Origin of the sequence: Streptomyces canus, from assembly GCF_001514145.1 — a bacterium.
Classification (GTDB): Bacteria; Actinomycetota; Actinomycetes; order Streptomycetales; family Streptomycetaceae; genus Streptomyces; species Streptomyces canus.
Genome location: NZ_KQ948671.1, coordinates 255,214 through 270,416, shown reverse-complemented (window position 1 = coordinate 270,416; position 15,203 = coordinate 255,214). Strand labels below are relative to the sequence as shown.

Here is a 15,203-nt window from a genome sequence, read left to right as displayed (position 1 = left end):
TGTTGTGTTTCCGGTCTAACTTCATAGTGTTTCGGTGGTCATAGCGTGAGGGAAACGCCCGGTTACATTCCGAACCCGGAAGCTAAGCCTTACAGCGCCGATGGTACTGCAGGGGGGACCCTGTGGGAGAGTAGGACGCCGCCGAACAATTTTTAGATAGAAAGGCCCACGCCTTATGGTGTGGGCCTTTCTGCATTTCAGGTTCGGTTTCTTCAAGGGGGGGGCGCTTAGCGCCCCCCCTTTTTTTCGTTTACAGACGGCCTGCCGCCTTCAATGCCAGATAGGCATCGGCCAGCGCTGGAGCCAGATCGTCCGGTGTCGCGTCGACGACGGTCACTCCATGGCGGCGAAGTTGTTCCGCCGTGCGATGGCGCTCCGTCTGCGCCTGGGCAGCTGCTGCGGCCTCGTAGACCGCGTCGGTGTTTCCGCGGGACGTGGCCATGCGGGCGATATGGGGATCCGCCACTGAGGCCAGAAGGACTGTGTGCCGCTGGGTGAGTTGAGGGAGGACGGGCAGCAGGCCCTCCTCGATCGGTGCGGCGTCGAGGCTGGTGAGCAGCACGATCAGGGAGCGGCGAGGGGCCGTACGCAGGGCTGTGGCTGTGAGGCCCCGAGCGTTCATTTCGACGAGTTCGGGTTCAAGCGGGGCCATCGCGTTGACCAGGGAGGGGAGCAGGTCCTTGGCTGTTCTGCCCTGGACCACGGCGCGTACTCGGCGGTCGTATGCGAGGAGGTCCACACGATCGCCGGCGCGGGAGGCGAGGGCGGCCAGGAGCAGTGCTGCGTCCATGGAGGCGTCAACACGGGGGGCGTCGCCCACGCGGCCTGCCGATGTGCGGCCGGTGTCGAGGACCACGAGGATGTGACGGTCGCGTTCGGGGCGCCAGGTGCGTACGGCGACGGACGTCTGGCGGGCGGTGGCTCGCCAGTCGATGGAACGGGTGTCGTCGCCGGGGACGTACTCGCGCAGGCTGTCGAATTCCGTGCCTTCGCCTCGGGTGAGGACGCTGGTGCGGCCGTCGAGTTCGCGCAGGCGGGCGAGCTTCGAGGGGAGGTGCTTGCGGCTGGTGAACGGGGGCAGGACGCGGACCGTCCAGGGGGCCTTGTGGGTGCCCTGGCGGGAGAAGAGCCGGAGGGGGCCGTAGGAGCGAATCGTCACTCGGTCGGCGTGGCGGTCGCCGCGGCGGGTGGGGCGTAGGCGAGTGGTGAGGCGTCGGCGTTCGCCGGCCGGGACGGTCAGCTGGTGGCGGGAGGCTTCCACTTCCGTGCCGGGCTGCCAGCTGCTGGGGGGCCAGGCGTCGCGCACGTGGGCGCGGAGGGGGCGGCCGGACGGGTTGGTGATCGTGAGGGTGACGTCGGCGGCTTCGCCCAGGCGGGCGGAAGTGTCACCGGAGCGGGCCAGACCGAGTCGTCGTACGGGTGCAGCCAAGGCGAAGTCGCAGGCGCAGGCCACTGCCAGGGGGGCATTGACGGCGAGCATGCCCGTCCAGCTGGGTTCCCAGATGCCGACAGGGAGAGAACCCAGGGCTGCGAGGAGTGCGGCGCGTCCGGTGAGGGCCATCAGCGGGGGACCGGGACCTGGGCGAGGATCGAATTGATGACGGAGTCGGCGGTCACGCCCTCCATCTCGGCCTCCGGGCGCAGTTGTACGCGGTGGCGGAGGGTGGGGAGGGCCAGGGCCTTCACGTCGTCGGGGATCACGTAGTCGCGGCCGGTCAGCCACGCCCATGCGCGCGAGGTGGCCAGGAGGGCCGTGGCGCCGCGCGGGGACACGCCCAGGGTGAGGGAAGGGGACTCGCGTGTGGCCCGGCAGATGTCGACGACGTAGGCGGTGATCTCGGGGGAGATCGTGGTCTTGGCGACTGCGGCGCGTGCGGCTTCGAGGTCGGCGGGGCCCGCCACGGGGCGTACGCCGGCGGCGCGCAGATCGCGGGGGTTGAAGCCCTCGGCGTGGCGGGTGAGGACGTCGATCTCGTCCTGGCGGGAGGGGAGCGGGATCGTCAGTTTGAGGAGGAAACGGTCCAGCTGGGCTTCGGGGAGGGGGTAGGTGCCCTCGTATTCCACCGGGTTCTGGGTCGCGGCGACCAGGAACGGGTCGGGGAGGAGTCGCGGGGTGCCGTCGACGGTCACCTGGCGTTCCTCCATGGCCTCCAGGAGGGACGACTGGGTCTTGGGCGGGGTGCGGTTGATCTCGTCCGCGAGGAGGAGGTTGGTGAAGACCGGGCCGGGCTGGAAGGAGAACTCGGCGGAGCGGGTGTCGTAGACCAGGGAGCCCGTCACATCGCTCGGCATGAGGTCGGGGGTGAACTGGACTCGCTTGGTGTCGAGTTCGAGTGCGGAGGCGAGGGCGCGGACGAGCAACGTTTTGGCGACCCCAGGGACTCCTTCCAGTAGGACGTGTCCGCGGCAGAGAAGGGCGACGACGAGACCGGTCACGGCGGGGTCCTGGCCGACCACGGCTTTGGCGATCTCGGCGCGCAGGGCTTCCAGGGAGGCCCGGGCGGTGGCCGGGTCCCCGGTGGTCCCGGCGTTGTCAGTGGTCGGGTCCATCATGGACGGCGTACCTCTCTTTCGAGGGCGTCGAGTTGGTCGGCTAGCGAGATGAGGGCTGCGTCGTCGCCGGGCGGCGGGCCGAAGAGGAGAGAGTGCAGGGACTGTCCGTCTCCGGCTCTGTGGAGATGCGCGGACAGGGCGGGGAGCAGTGCTTCGGGCGCGTGCGCCTGGGTGACGGGGACGCCCACGAGGGGGGCGAGGCGGGTGCGAGTGGTGGAGCGAAGAGCGGTGGCCGCGCGGTCGCGGGCGTTGGCTTTGCGGTAGAGGCGGGCGCGGCCTTCGACGGTTTCGGAGGCGCGGATCGCCACGGGGAGTTTCTCGGGCACGAGTGGGCCCAGTCGGCGTGCCCTCCACAGGGCGGCGAGTGCTGCCGCGAAGAAGAGCTGGAGTGTGCCCCACAGCCAGCCCGAGGGGAGCAGGTCGAGGAAGCCCTTTTCCTCGTCCGGGTCGGCGGCTGAGGGGTCGGAGAGCGAGGGGAGGTACCAGACCAGATGGGGGCGGGAGCCGAGGAGTTGGAGGGCGAGCGAGGCGTTGCCCTGCTCGTCGAGGGTGTCGTTGTAGAGGATGTCGGGGGCGCCGAGCACGACCGTGTCGCCGTCCCCGGTGGCCGCCGGGACGCGCACGAGGGTGGGCAGACGCTCGCTGGGGTAGCACTCGTCGTAGCCGGGGACTGTGACGGTGTAGCGGATGCCGCCGGTGTCGGCGGTGCCCGCGCGCCGGGCCGCCGGCAGGGCGCAGTCGGGGGAGAGCGTCGAGTCGAGGCTGGTGGCGGGGTCCGCGACGACGCCGGGAGCCAGCCGTTCCACGGACCAGCTGCCGGGGGCGACGAGGAGGGTGCGGCCGTCGGAGTCGGCGGTCGCGGAGTGCAGTTGGCTCTGCTGGCGGTGCGTCAGGAGGTCGGGCACGGCTATCAGGAGCGTCGTGTCGGGACCGGCCGCTGCGCGTGCTTCGTCGAGGGTGGTGACGACTCGAGTGTCGACGCCTCGGTCGGCGAGGAGTTCGGCGACGGCGCGGCTGCCGTAGGGGTCGGCGGAGCGCGGGTCGAGGCCGCCGTGGCGTTCGGTGGAGCGGATCGCCGCGATTGCCACGGCCGCGACGAGAAGAAGCACAAGGGCGAGCACGATGCCTCGCGCGCGGGTCCACACCTGGCGGGCGGTGGGCGAGGCGGAGGTGGACGGGAGCGTGGCCTCGGTGGTCATTCGGCGGCTCCCTGGCGGGCGTTGTGCGCCGCGCTGTGGCTGCTCGCACTGGCCGCGAGCACCGGCTTGGTGCGTTCCAGGTCGCGGTCGAGTTCGGCGATGCGGTGGTACGACTGCTCGGTCGCGGCCCGGCCGCCGTACGTGACGTCGTCGAAGTCCTGGGCCGCGGAGCGCAGCCGGTCCGTGTGGGCGGGCAGGGCGCGGCCCGCTTCCGCGGCGGCCTCGTCCGCGGTGCGGCCGGGACGGATGTCGAGGAGGGTGCGTTCCTCCAGGGAGCGGACGATGGCTCGCATGCGTTCCTGGACGGCCTGGTTCCAGTGGCCCTGCGCGGCGTGTGCCTCGGCGGCCGCGCGATGGTCGGCGGCACTGCGTGGGCGGTCGTCGAACAGGGCGGCGGAGGAGACCGGCCCGCGGCGCGGAGAGCCCAGGCGCCACCACAGCGCGCCGACGACCAGGAGGACGGCGGCTATGACGACGACAAGGCCGAGTGGTCCTCCTGGTGTTGCGGACGCAGCGGAGTTGAACAGCTTGTCGACCCAGTCCCAGAACGCGTTGAGGGCTCGCTGGAACCAGCTGGGGTCGTTCTCGTGGTACATGCGCTTGGACAGCTCGCGACGGGCCGCCTCGCGCGCGGGGTCGCGCGGGATCGTCAGTGGCGGTTGGTCGGCGGACCGTGCCAGTGACAGCACGGATGTGTCGTCGGCGCGCAGCATGGTGAGCACTCCCCCCGACAGGTTCACCGCATCAGCTCCCGGGAGTGGGGCCGGTGCCGTAGCCCTGGACGCCTGCTGCGCGGGCCAGTTCGAGGTCGAGGCCCTCGCGGCGGATGCGCTGGTCGATGTAGAGGAGCACGGTGACGCCCGCCGTGATCGGGAAGGTGATCATGGAGCCGATCACCGAGCCGATGCCGCTGATGATGAGGAACGTCCAGCCGAGGTCGCCGGTGCCGTTGACGAAGCCGCCGACACCCTCGCCGCTGAGCGCTGCGGCGAGGAAGGTGAAGGGGATGACGACGATCGCCGCGACGATGTTCGCGATGATCCCGGCCAGCAGCTGAATGCCGAGGACCCGCCACCAGGAACCGCGGACCAGCTTCGTGGAGCGGCTCATCGACTTCACGATGCTCTGCTTCTCCAGCATCAGCGCGGGCGAGGCCAGGGAGAAGCGGATCATCAGCCACAGCGCGACGACGCCGGCGCCGAGGACGCCCAGGATGACGAGGGCGATGCCGCCGCCGTTCGAACCTGCGGCGGCCACGAGGATGCCGGGCAGCGCCCCGACGGCAAGCACACCGAAGGTGATGAGCAGCAACAGGAAGATCAGGCCGAACAGCCTGGGCACCTGCGGGCGGGCGTCGCGCCAGGCCTCACCGGTGGTGACCGGCTTGCCGAGCACGGCCCGACTGGTGACCGTTGTCAGCAGCGCGGTCGCGGCGACCGTGCCGATCAGGGAGATCAGGAAGACGACGGTGCTGCCGAGCAAGGTCTCGCCCAGGGCGCGGGTCAGCTCGTCGGCGCTGGCGCTGGGGTCGTTCAGGGCCTCGGTCCCTGCGCTGTCGTTCAGGACGAAGCCCTGGAGCAGGATGACGAGGACCTCGGTCACGACCGCGACGGTCAGCGAGATGCCGAGGACCGTGCGCCAGTAGGTGCGCATCGTGGAGACCGCGCCGTCGAGGATCTCGCCCACGCCGAGCGGGCGCAGGGGGATCACGCCGGGCTTGGCCGCAGGCGGGGGGCCGCCCCAGCCGCCGTAGCCACCGCCCCAGCCCGGGGGAGGGCCGTAGTCTCCGGGCGGGCCGGCGGGGGGCTGGGATCCCCAGCCCGGGCCGGGCGGTGGGGGCGGAGGTGTCTGACCGGGAGCGGCGGGGCCTGTGGGGGCGGACCACTGACCGGGGGGCGGCTGTTCCTGGGACCACTTCGAGTCGGCGTCCTGCGGGCTGTCCTGCGGCTCTTGCGCGGGGTTCGCAGTCTCGGGCCGGTCGGCGGGATCGGACGTGCCGGGCTTGTGCCCGTCGGGCGGGGCGGATCCGGGCGAGGCCCAGCCCGGAGTGTCGTTCATCGTCGCTCCTTCACGGTGCCCGTCCGCGGTCGCGGCGGCAGGTTGGCAGCCATCGTGCCATGGGGTGGTCTGCGACGGACCAGCCGCGGTATGGGCTGCGCACCTTCAATACTCCGGCGCACAAGGGGCAGACTGACGACATGGCTGATCAGTACGCGCAAACCGGCGAGGACAGCAAACCCACCGAGCTACCGGCGATCCGCTGGGAGGAGCCACCCGAAGGCCCCGTCCTGGTGCTTCTCGACCAGACGAGACTGCCGGCCGAGGAGGTCGAACTGGTCTGTACGGACGCGTCCGCGCTGGTGGAGGCGATCCGTTCGCTCGCCGTGCGCGGGGCGCCGTTGCTCGGCATCGCGGGGGCGTACGGGGTCGCGCTCGCCGCCGCGCGCGGGTTCGACGTGGACGAGGCGGCGGCCGTGCTGGCGGGCGCGCGTCCGACCGCGGTGAATCTCGCCGTCGGGGTGCGCAGAGCCGAGGCCGCGTACCGGGCCGAGCTCACCAAGAGCGGTGACCAGGAGCTGGCCGCCGGGGCTGCGCTGGCGGCGGCGCGAGGACTGCACCGCGAGGACGCGGCGGCCAGTGCCGCGATGGCCGAGCGTGGCCTGGCTCTGCTGGACGAACTGCTGCCGGGAGGCGGGCACCGGATCCTGACGCACTGCAACACCGGTTCGCTGGTGTCGGGCGGCGAGGGGACGGCGTTCGCGGTGGCGCTCGCGGCTCACCGGGCGGGGCGGCTGCGGCGGCTGTGGGTGGACGAGACACGTCCGCTGCTCCAGGGTGCCCGGCTGACGGCGTACGAGGCGGCGCGCAGCGGGATGGCGTACACCTTGCTGACCGACAACGCGGCGGGCTCGCTGTTCGCGGCCGGGGAGGTGGACGCGGTGCTGATCGGGGCCGACCGGATCGCGGCCGACGGGTCGGTGGCGAACAAGGTGGGCAGCTATCCGCTCGCGGTGCTCGCGCGGTACCACCATGTGCCGTTCATCGTGGTGGCGCCGGTGACCACGGTCGACCTGGACACGCCGGACGGGGCGTCGATCGAGGTGGAGCAGCGGCCCGGGCACGAGGTGACCGAGATCGCGGCGCCCCAGGTCCCGGTGGCGGGAGGCGAGGCGGGCGGTGGGATTCCGGTGGCGCCGCTGGGGACCCAGGCGTACAACCCGGCCTTCGATGTGACGCCGCCCGAGTTGGTGACGGCGATCGTCACGGAGGAGGGCGTGGTGTCGCCGGTGACGGCCGAGGCGCTTGCCGAGCTGTGTGCGAGGTCCCGGGAGGTGACGATCAGCTGATCCGGATGCGGTGGCCACGTATTCCGCCTGAATCCACGGCGGACCCTCGCCGGGGCGGCCGAGGCAGACAGTGACGGTCCAGTACGACTAAGGTCACTGGTCGGTGAGCTGTCTCACCACTGCCTTCACCACTGTTATGAGAATGGGATGATGTCTTTATGAAGGGACGAGTCCTTGTCGTCGACGACGACACCGCACTTGCCGAGATGCTGGGCATTGTGCTGCGTGGTGAAGGTTTTGAGCCGTCTTTCGTAGCCGACGGTGACAAGGCGCTGGCCGCGTTCCGTGAGGCCAAGCCGGATCTGGTGCTGCTGGATCTGATGCTGCCGGGGCGGGACGGCATCGAGGTGTGCCGCCTGATCAGGGCGGAGTCCGGCGTGCCGATCGTGATGCTCACGGCGAAGAGCGACACCGTCGATGTGGTCGTGGGCCTGGAGTCCGGTGCCGACGACTACATCGTGAAGCCGTTCAAGCCGAAGGAGCTCGTGGCCCGGATCCGGGCACGGCTTCGGAGGTCGGAGGAGCCGGCTCCCGAGCAGCTCGCCATCGGTGACCTGGTCATCGACGTGGCCGGGCACTCCGTGAAGCGGGACGGACAGTCGATCGCGTTGACGCCGCTGGAGTTCGACCTGCTGGTCGCGCTCGCGCGCAAGCCGTGGCAGGTGTTCACGCGTGAGGTGCTCCTCGAGCAGGTGTGGGGCTACCGGCACGCCGCCGACACCCGGCTCGTCAATGTGCATGTGCAGCGGCTGCGCTCCAAGGTCGAGAAGGACCCGGAGCGGCCGGAGATCGTGGTGACCGTCCGTGGTGTGGGTTACAAGGCAGGGCCCAGCTGACATGTCCGGAGACAGTGCTGCTTCGTCGCCGGGACGGACCGGGGCGGGAGCGGGGCGGCCTGTCGGGCGGAAGTCGGCGGGTTCCCGCTGGGGACGTTTCCTTGAGGGCGGGCTGCTTCAGGGTGGAGTCCAGGGCAGCCCGGTCCTCAGGCTCTTCATGCGCTGGGTGCGTCGGCCGCTGCTGCCCGTCATGCGGCTGTGGCGGCGCAACATCCAGCTCAAGGTCGTCGCCACGACCCTGCTGATGTCGCTCGGTGTGGTGCTTCTGCTGGGCTTCGTCGTCATCGGGCAGGTGCGCAACGGGCTCCTCGACGCCAAGGTCAAGGCGTCGCAGAGCCAGGCCACCGGAGGGTTCGCGGTGGCCAAGCAGAAGGCGGACGAGGCCGGTGCCGGGACCGACGAAGCGGCCCCGGCGGAGGGTCAGTCCGACCAGTTCGTCATCGAGTGGATGAGCAACCTCGTCTACTCGCTCTCCAGTGGCGGTCAGGGCGCCTTCGACGTGGTGACCCTGCCCGTGGGCGGCGACAGCGGGAGCGGGCGCGGACCGCGTGCCTCGGGCGACGTCGACCCGACGGCCAGCGTCCCCGAGGCTCTGCGCGAGAAGATCGACGAGAGCACCACGGCCGCCCAGAGCTACACCCGCATCGTTTACGACCCCTACCAGGATCCCCAGCCGGCCCTGGTCATCGGCAAGCAGGTCAACGACCCCAACGGCGACCCGTACCAGCTGTACTACCTCTTCCCGCTCACTCAGGAGGAGAAGTCGCTCAGCCTGGTGAAGGGCACCCTGGCGACCGCCGGGCTCTTCGTCGTCGTACTCCTCGGCGCGATCGCCTGGCTGGTGGTGCGGCAGGTCGTCACTCCGGTGCGGATGGCCGCCGGGATCGCGGAGCGGCTGTCCGCCGGGCGGCTCCAGGAGCGGATGAAGGTCACCGGTGAGGACGACATCGCGCGGCTCGGTGAGGCCTTCAACAAGATGGCGCAGAATCTTCAGCTGAAGATCCAGCAGCTGGAGGACCTGTCGCGGATGCAGCGGCGGTTCGTGTCGGATGTGTCGCACGAGCTGCGGACGCCGCTGACGACCGTACGGATGGCTGCCGACGTCATCCATGACGCGCGCGAGGACTTCGATCCGATGACCGCGCGGTCGGCGGAGCTGCTCGCCGACCAGCTGGACCGGTTCGAGACGCTGCTCGCGGACCTGCTGGAGATCAGCCGCTTCGATGCGGGCGCGGCGGCGCTGGAGGCGGAGCCGATAGACCTCAGGGAGGTCGTACGGCGCGTGGTCGGCGGGGCCGCGCCACTCGCCGAGCGCAAGGGCACCACCGTCCGGGTCGTGGGCGACCAGCAGCCCGTCGTCGCCGAGGCCGACGCCCGGCGCGTGGAGCGGGTGCTGCGCAATCTCGTCGTCAACGCCGTCGAGCACGGTGAGGGCAAGGACGTCGTGGTCAAGCTGGCTTCGGCGGGCGGGGCGGTGGCGATCGCGGTGCGCGACTACGGCGTGGGGCTCAAGCCCGGCGAGGCCACGCGTGTGTTCAGTCGTTTCTGGCGGGCCGACCCGGCACGCGCGCGTACCACCGGCGGTACGGGACTGGGGCTGTCCATCGCTCTGGAGGACGCGCGGCTGCACGGCGGCTGGCTGCAGGCGTGGGGCGAGCCGGGCGGCGGTTCGCAGTTCCGGCTGACGTTGCCGAGGACGGCCGACGAGCCGCTGCGGGGCTCGCCGATACCCCTGGAGCCCAAGGACTCGCGCCGCAATCGTGGACTCAATGACGCCGGTCTGCCGCGTGGGGGCGGCGACAAGGCGGCCACCGTGCCGGTTCAGCCGACGGGTGACCAGGTGACGTCGCGGGACCCGATAGCGCCCAGGTCGGCCTCCGTGACACCCACGGCCGATCCGACGGCGCTGCCCGGCAACGGCGCGCGCGTGGTGCCCCGGCCGACGTCCGGTGCGCCACGGCCGGACAGCACGTCCGCCGGGGACAGGCCCGGTGAGACCGTGAGCCGCCCGGACGCAGGGTCGCGGGAGTCGTACGAACAGCAGGGGGAGGCATTCCGTGGACGCTGACCGCGAGGGTGGCGGCCGGCGTATGCCGGGGCGGGCGGTGGCATACGCCGCCTGTGGCGTCGTACTGCTGGCGGGATGTGCCTCCATGCCGGACAGCGGGGATCTGCGCGGGGTCGACGCCACCCCGCGGCAGGACACCCAGGTGCGGGTCTACGCGATGCCGCCACAGGAGGACGCCGAGCCCCTGGACATCGTGCAGGGCTTTCTGGAGGCGCTGACCAGCGACGACCCGGACTACGAGACGGCCCGCAAATACCTGACCCGGGGTGCGGCGAAGCAGTGGCAGCCGGGGCTGTCCACCACGGTGCTCGACGACGGGCCCGGAGCCGACGTCGTGCCTCCCGTGGGCCGGGCGCAGGGCAACGACACGTCCTTCACGCTGACTGGCACCAAGGTGGCCGTGGTCGACGCGCAGCAGTCTTACGCGCCGGCTTCCGGTGAGTACCGGGAGACCGTGCACCTCGTGCACGACAAGAAGACCAAGCAGTGGCGGATCGACAGCCCTCCGCCGGGTGTCGTCATGGGGAAGTCGGACTTCCAGCGCAACTACGTGTCCGTCAACAAGTACTACTTCGCCTCGAACACGCGGGCGGCGACGGCTCCGCAGACCGTGGCGGTCGCCGATCCCGTGTATGTGCGCGAACGCGTGGACCCCATGACGCAGTTGGTGCGATCCCTGCTGAGCGGGCCGACGAGCTGGCTCGACCCTGTCGTCAGGACGCGCTTCCCGACGGGTACCGCGCTGAAGGACGGCGTATCCTCGCTGACTCCCGACGACCAGAACATGTTGACGGTGCCGCTCAACGCCAAGGCCGGGCACGTCGGTTCGGACCAGTGCGAAGCGATGGCGACCCAGCTGCTGTTCACCGTGCAGAACCTCACCCCCGCGGTGGACACGGTGGAACTGCAGGCGGGCGGCAAGCAGTTGTGTTCCGTGAAGGAGAACGAGGCCAACGGCGCCGCCACCCGCGGTTCGGTCGAGAATCCCGCGTACCTGTACTTCGTGGACGGCCGGCACCGGCTGGTGCGGATATCGGCCGAAGCGGATGCCGGCGGTACGAAGGCCGAGCCGGTGCCGGTGCCCGGAGCGCTGGGCGACGGCGACAAGGACCTGCGGTCGGTGGCCGTCTCGCGTGACGAGCACACGGCTGCCGGTGTCGGCATGGACCGCAAGGCGCTGTACGTCGGCTCGCTGGTGTCGGGCGGGTCACTCGGGGATCCGGTGCTGGTCAGCAACGGCAAGACGGCCGAGGACCGGCTGACCACGCCGAGCTGGGACACCGAGGGCGATCTGTGGGTGGCCGACCGGAACCCCGCCGATCCGCGGCTGCTGCTGTTCAAGGAGGGCGCGGGCAAGCCGCTGGAGGTGGCGACACCCGGGCTGGACGGGCGTATCAGGGACCTGCGGGTGGCCGCCGACGGGGTGCGGATCGCGCTCGTCGTCGAGAAGGGCGGCAAGCAGTCCCTGTTCGTCGGGCGCATCGAGCGGGAGGGCAGGACCGGGGACCCGCAGAGCGTCTCGGTGCGGGAACTGCGCTCCACCACACCGGATCTGGAGGAGGTCACGACCATGTCCTGGGCCGGCGACAGCAGGCTCGTGGTGGTCGGACGTGAGCAGGGTGGTGTGCAGCAGACGCGGTACGTCCAGGTCGACGGCTCCACTCCGGAGGGGCCGCCGCCGGCCGCGCTCACGGGTGTGAAGGAGATCGCCGCGTCGGAGGACGACGAGATGCCGTTGGTGGCCTACTCAGAGGATGGGATCGTACGGCTGCCCTCCGGGTCGCAGTGGCAGAAGGTGGACGCGGACGGGACGGCGCCGGTCTATCCGGGGTGAGGTGAGGGGACGCGCTGTCGGGAGCGGCCGCTTTTGCCGGGGTGATGCCCTGGTGGGGGTGGCCGCTTTTGTTCTGGGCGGGTGGGGATTGGCGGTTGGTCGGGCGCGCTGGATTCGTTGTATGGATGCGTTGTACGAGGGACTGATTCGCGGGCTGTGTTCGGCCGGCCGATTGACCGTTTGGGAGACCGGCGATTTCGGTGAGAACGGTTGTTCGTATCAGGTGGCGGGGTTTTCCACAGGGAGTTATCCACAGGGGTGGCCGGTCGGGTTCGGCGTTGGCACAGTGGTGGGCATGCGGGGGTGGTGGCGGGACCTGACCGATCTGGTGCTGCCGGCCGAGTGCGGAGGTTGTGGGAGACCTCGCACGGTGCTCTGTCCGGAGTGCCGTGCCGCCCTGGACGGGGCCGCACCGAGCCGGGTGCGACCGGAGCCGGAGCCACGCGGACTGCCGGTCGTGCACGCGGCGGCTCGGTATGCGGACTCGGTAAGGGCGGTGTTGCTGGCCCACAAGGAGCGGGGCGTGTTGGGCCTCGCTGAGCCGCTCGGAACGGCTCTGGCGGGGGCGGTGCGGGCGGCGGTGCGGGAGGTGTGTGGACCGGGGGGTTGGGAAGCTGGGCCGGCGTGGTCTCGGGGGGCCTGGGAAGGGGGCTATGGGGCTTCGGTTGGGTCCAGTGGAGGGGTGAGGAGTGCGTCTCCCGGTCGGGTGACGGTGGGAGTCGACGTGGGCCGGTGGAGGGGGGATGGGCCCGGTGTGCCGGTGCTGCTCGTTCCTGTGCCGTCCGCGCGGTGGGCGGTTAGGGCCCGGGGGCATGATCCGGCGCGGCGGATCGCGCTCGCGGCGGCGGGGGAGCTGCGGCGGGCGGGGACGCCGGCGCGGGTGGTGGCCGTACTGCGGCAGCGGCGGCGGGTGGCCGACCAGTCGGGGCTCAACTCCCGGCAGCGGCTGGACAACCTCGCGGGCGCGCTGACCGTGGTTCCCGGCGGCGGACGGCTGCTGGCCGAAGGACTGGTCGTGCTGGTCGACGACCTGATGACGACAGGCGCGTCCCTCACCGAGGCGGCGCGGGCCGTTCGGGAGGCGCGGGCTCGGGAGAACACCGGCAACCGCGGTGAACAGATGAGGGCCGGACACCGTGATCAACGGCAACGGGGGGCAGGAGGGCGCAGACAGCGTGTCCAGGAGCGGGGTGGACGGGAGGTGGCCGGATGCGACGGTGAAGGGACGGGCGTCGTGTACACCGCCGCAACTCGGGAAAGCATGGGGGAACGGTTGGTCACAGTGACGGAGGAGGACACGGACCGGGAGCGCTGCTCGGTGACAGCGGCGGGCGTCGGTGGCGTCCGTGACGTGATCTGCGCAGCTGTGGTCGCGGCCCCACCGGATTCCTTCGAAATAAACCGGAACTGACTGCGTAGTTGCATCGTTGCAGGTTACGAGAGGGTAAATTCACCTGAACGGAGGTACGCCGCAGTAGAGGGTGACGACATCCGTCCAGGCGAGATATGTTCGGTTGTGAGAGAAAGGCGCAGGCCACCCCTCGCAAATCCGAATGCCGTGCCCGCGGGATTTCCACCATCATCCGCGACGGTGGAATGGGGATCTTGCTCGCGGGGGAGGAGGTGGAAGTCACCGAGTCCGAGGTTCCGGGGCTCACCGGAGCCTGGTGCAAAAGGGAGACGCTCCGCATCGAGGCGGAGCGATCCGGGAACGGAGTTCTGCGTGGACATCGTCGTCAAGGGCCGCAAGACCGAGGTGCCCGAGCGGTTCCGCAAGCACGTGGCCGAGAAGCTGAAGCTGGAGAAGATCCAGAAGCTCGATGGCAAGGTGATCAGCCTCGACGTCGAGGTGTCCAAGGAGCCGAACCCCCGACAGGCCGACCGTTGTGACCGAGTGGAGATCACGCTCCGCTCCCGCGGTCCGGTGATCCGGGCGGAAGCGGCAGCCAGCGACCCGTACGCGGCACTCGACCTGGCGGCGGAGAAGCTGGACGCCCGACTGCGCAAGGAGCACGACAAGCGCCACACACGCAGGGGCGCACGGCGACTCACGGCTGCCGAGGTCGCCGACCACGTTCCGGGCGCGGCGACGCTCAACGGCAACGGGCAGGCCGTTCACGAGGAAGAGTCGGACGGTGTGCCCACCAAGAAGATCGGCTCGCTGGAGATCAAGGGTGAAGGCCCCCTCGTCGTCCGCGAGAAGACCCACGTCGCCTCCCCGATGACCCTCGACCAGGCGCTCTACGAGATGGAACTGGTCGGGCACGACTTCTATCTGTTCGTCGACTCCGAGACCAAGGAACCGAGTGTCGTCTACCGGCGGCACGCGTACGACTACGGCGTCATCCACCTGAGCACGGACCCGATGGTCGCCCGGGCGCACTCTCCCGCGGCCGGAGACACGATGGGTGGCTGACCCTCCCGGATGACAGCTGAGCCGGTGCCCCTGGAGCGCTTGTGCGCCCCCAGGGGCACCCGCGTGCGACCATTTCGCGTCCCGCTCTGTCACCTCACTGTCGTCCGGGCATGAAATCATGGCCACATCGGCCCAACCGGTGGGTCGTTGCCTTGGGTTGGCGATGGCACAGGACCAGCCACAGCCTTCAGGGGGAGGAACGATGGCGGACAGCTTCGGACCGCTGCACGGCGAAGACGCCGGCGACGGCGTCGTCAGCATGGGCACGGACGCGGGCTCTCCACGCAAGGAGCCGATCCGGGTCCTCGTCGTGGACGACCATGCCCTCTTCCGGCGCGGACTGGAGATTGTGCTCGCGGCCGAGGAGGACATCCAGGTCGTGGGGGAGGCGGGCGACGGCGCGGAGGCCGTCGACAAGGCCGCCGACCTGCTGCCGGACATCGTTCTGATGGACGTGCGGATGCCCAAGCGGGGCGGGATCGAGGCCTGCACCTCCATCAAGGAAGTGGCACCCAGCGCCAAGATCATCATGTTGACGATCAGCGACGAGGAAGCCGACCTCTACGACGCGATCAAGGCCGGCGCGACCGGATATCTCCTCAAGGAGATCTCCACGGACGAGGTGGCGACCGCCATTCGCGCGGTGGCCGACGGACAGTCGCAGATCAGCCCCTCCATGGCGTCGAAACTGCTCACCGAGTTCAAGTCGATGATCCAGCGGACGGACGAGCGGCGTCTCGTCCCCGCCCCGCGGCTGACGGACCGTGAGCTGGAGGTCCTCAAGCTCGTCGCCACCGGGATGAACAACCGCGATATCGCGAAGGAGTTGTTCATCTCCGAGAACACCGTGAAGAACCATGTGCGCAACATCCTGGAGAAGCTGCAGCTGCACTCCAGGATGGAAGCGGTGGTCTACGCGATGCGGGAGAAGATCCTCGAGATCCGCTGAT

12 protein-coding genes and 1 rRNA gene are annotated in these 15,203 nt (G+C 70.2%); 8 read left to right on the top strand and 5 right to left on the bottom strand.

The genetic code is table 11. The features are described 5' to 3' along the window. Window positions 1-30 precede the first annotated feature (30 nt). Window positions 31-147: ribosomal RNA gene (gene rrf, locus AQJ46_RS39515) — 5S ribosomal RNA — on the top strand. Between the two features lie 103 nt (window positions 148-250). Here rrf and AQJ46_RS39510 read toward each other — a convergent pair. The 5 genes from AQJ46_RS39510 to AQJ46_RS39490 are packed head-to-tail and all read right to left on the bottom strand — an operon-like array spanning window position 251 to window position 5,810. After that, window positions 251-1,561, bottom strand: a complete 1,311-nt coding sequence (locus AQJ46_RS39510; RefSeq protein ID WP_059210145.1) for a DUF58 domain-containing protein — start codon at window positions 1,559-1,561, stop codon at window positions 251-253. Then, complete coding sequence (locus tag AQJ46_RS39505) at window positions 1,561-2,550, bottom strand: AAA family ATPase (RefSeq protein WP_107117409.1); 990 nt, start codon at window positions 2,548-2,550, stop codon at window positions 1,561-1,563. The genes AQJ46_RS39510 and AQJ46_RS39505 overlap by 1 nt, the downstream gene beginning before the upstream one ends. Beyond that, window positions 2,550-3,752 (bottom strand): DUF4350 domain-containing protein, encoded by a 1,203-nt coding sequence (locus AQJ46_RS39500; protein ID WP_059210143.1) that lies wholly within the window; start codon window positions 3,750-3,752, stop codon window positions 2,550-2,552. The genes AQJ46_RS39505 and AQJ46_RS39500 overlap by 1 nt, the downstream gene beginning before the upstream one ends. Continuing rightward, entirely contained in the window at window positions 3,749-4,465 is a 717-nt protein-coding gene (locus AQJ46_RS39495; RefSeq protein WP_059210162.1) for a DUF4129 domain-containing protein, read from the bottom strand. Before AQJ46_RS39495 ends, AQJ46_RS39500 begins: the two co-directional genes overlap by 4 nt. Window positions 4,466-4,496: 31 nt before the next feature. Next, window positions 4,497-5,810: a glycerophosphoryl diester phosphodiesterase membrane domain-containing protein gene (locus AQJ46_RS39490; RefSeq protein ID WP_059210142.1), complete on the bottom strand. Its 1,314-nt coding sequence runs from the start codon at window positions 5,808-5,810 to the stop codon at window positions 4,497-4,499. Window positions 5,811-5,950: 140 nt separating this feature from the next. Between AQJ46_RS39490 and mtnA the strand changes: the two genes are divergently transcribed. The 7 genes from mtnA to AQJ46_RS39455 all read left to right on the top strand — a co-directional run bounded on the left by mtnA (window position 5,951) and on the right by AQJ46_RS39455 (window position 15,202). Then, entirely contained in the window at window positions 5,951-7,099 is a 1,149-nt protein-coding gene (gene mtnA / locus AQJ46_RS39485) for an S-methyl-5-thioribose-1-phosphate isomerase (protein ID WP_059210141.1), read from the top strand. Between the two features lie 158 nt (window positions 7,100-7,257). Further along, complete coding sequence (gene mtrA, locus AQJ46_RS39480; protein WP_009333493.1) at window positions 7,258-7,935, top strand: two-component system response regulator MtrA; 678 nt, start codon at window positions 7,258-7,260, stop codon at window positions 7,933-7,935. A 1-nt stretch (window position 7,936) separates the two neighbouring features. Continuing rightward, a complete protein-coding gene (gene mtrB / locus AQJ46_RS39475) occupies window positions 7,937-10,003 on the top strand; it encodes an MtrAB system histidine kinase MtrB (protein ID WP_059210140.1) in 2,067 nt (688 codons plus the stop codon). Next, window positions 9,993-11,837, top strand: coding sequence for an LpqB family beta-propeller domain-containing protein (locus tag AQJ46_RS39470; protein ID WP_059210139.1), 1,845 nt, complete (start codon window positions 9,993-9,995; stop codon window positions 11,835-11,837). Before mtrB ends, AQJ46_RS39470 begins: the two co-directional genes overlap by 11 nt. Window positions 11,838-12,132: 295 nt before the next feature. Then, window positions 12,133-13,248, top strand: a complete 1,116-nt coding sequence (locus AQJ46_RS52960; RefSeq protein WP_059210161.1) for a ComF family protein — start codon at window positions 12,133-12,135, stop codon at window positions 13,246-13,248. Window positions 13,249-13,560: 312 nt separating this feature from the next. Continuing rightward, complete coding sequence (gene hpf, locus AQJ46_RS39460; protein WP_057610773.1) at window positions 13,561-14,253, top strand: ribosome hibernation-promoting factor, HPF/YfiA family; 693 nt, start codon at window positions 13,561-13,563, stop codon at window positions 14,251-14,253. A gap of 202 nt (window positions 14,254-14,455) precedes the next feature. Next, on the top strand, window positions 14,456-15,202 hold the full coding sequence (locus tag AQJ46_RS39455) for a response regulator (RefSeq protein ID WP_059210138.1): 747 nt from the start codon (window positions 14,456-14,458) through the stop codon (window positions 15,200-15,202). The last annotated feature ends 1 nt before the right edge of the window (window position 15,203 follow it).

Coding starts and splice junctions, on each gene's coding strand:
- AQJ46_RS39510 (WP_059210145.1), bottom strand. CDS start 1,561: ATGGCCCTCACCGGACGCGCCGCACTCCTCGCAGCCCTGGGTTCTCTC.
- AQJ46_RS39505 (WP_107117409.1), bottom strand. CDS start 2,550: ATGGACCCGACCACTGACAACGCCGGGACCACCGGGGACCCGGCCACC.
- AQJ46_RS39500 (WP_059210143.1), bottom strand. CDS start 3,752: ATGACCACCGAGGCCACGCTCCCGTCCACCTCCGCCTCGCCCACCGCC.
- AQJ46_RS39495 (WP_059210162.1), bottom strand. CDS start 4,465: ATGCTGCGCGCCGACGACACATCCGTGCTGTCACTGGCACGGTCCGCC.
- AQJ46_RS39490 (WP_059210142.1), bottom strand. CDS start 5,810: ATGAACGACACTCCGGGCTGGGCCTCGCCCGGATCCGCCCCGCCCGAC.
- mtnA (WP_059210141.1), top strand. CDS start 5,951: ATGGCTGATCAGTACGCGCAAACCGGCGAGGACAGCAAACCCACCGAG.
- mtrA (WP_009333493.1), top strand. CDS start 7,258: ATGAAGGGACGAGTCCTTGTCGTCGACGACGACACCGCACTTGCCGAG.
- mtrB (WP_059210140.1), top strand. CDS start 7,937: ATGTCCGGAGACAGTGCTGCTTCGTCGCCGGGACGGACCGGGGCGGGA.
- AQJ46_RS52960 (WP_059210161.1), top strand. CDS start 12,133: ATGCGGGGGTGGTGGCGGGACCTGACCGATCTGGTGCTGCCGGCCGAG.
- AQJ46_RS39455 (WP_059210138.1), top strand. CDS start 14,456: ATGGCGGACAGCTTCGGACCGCTGCACGGCGAAGACGCCGGCGACGGC.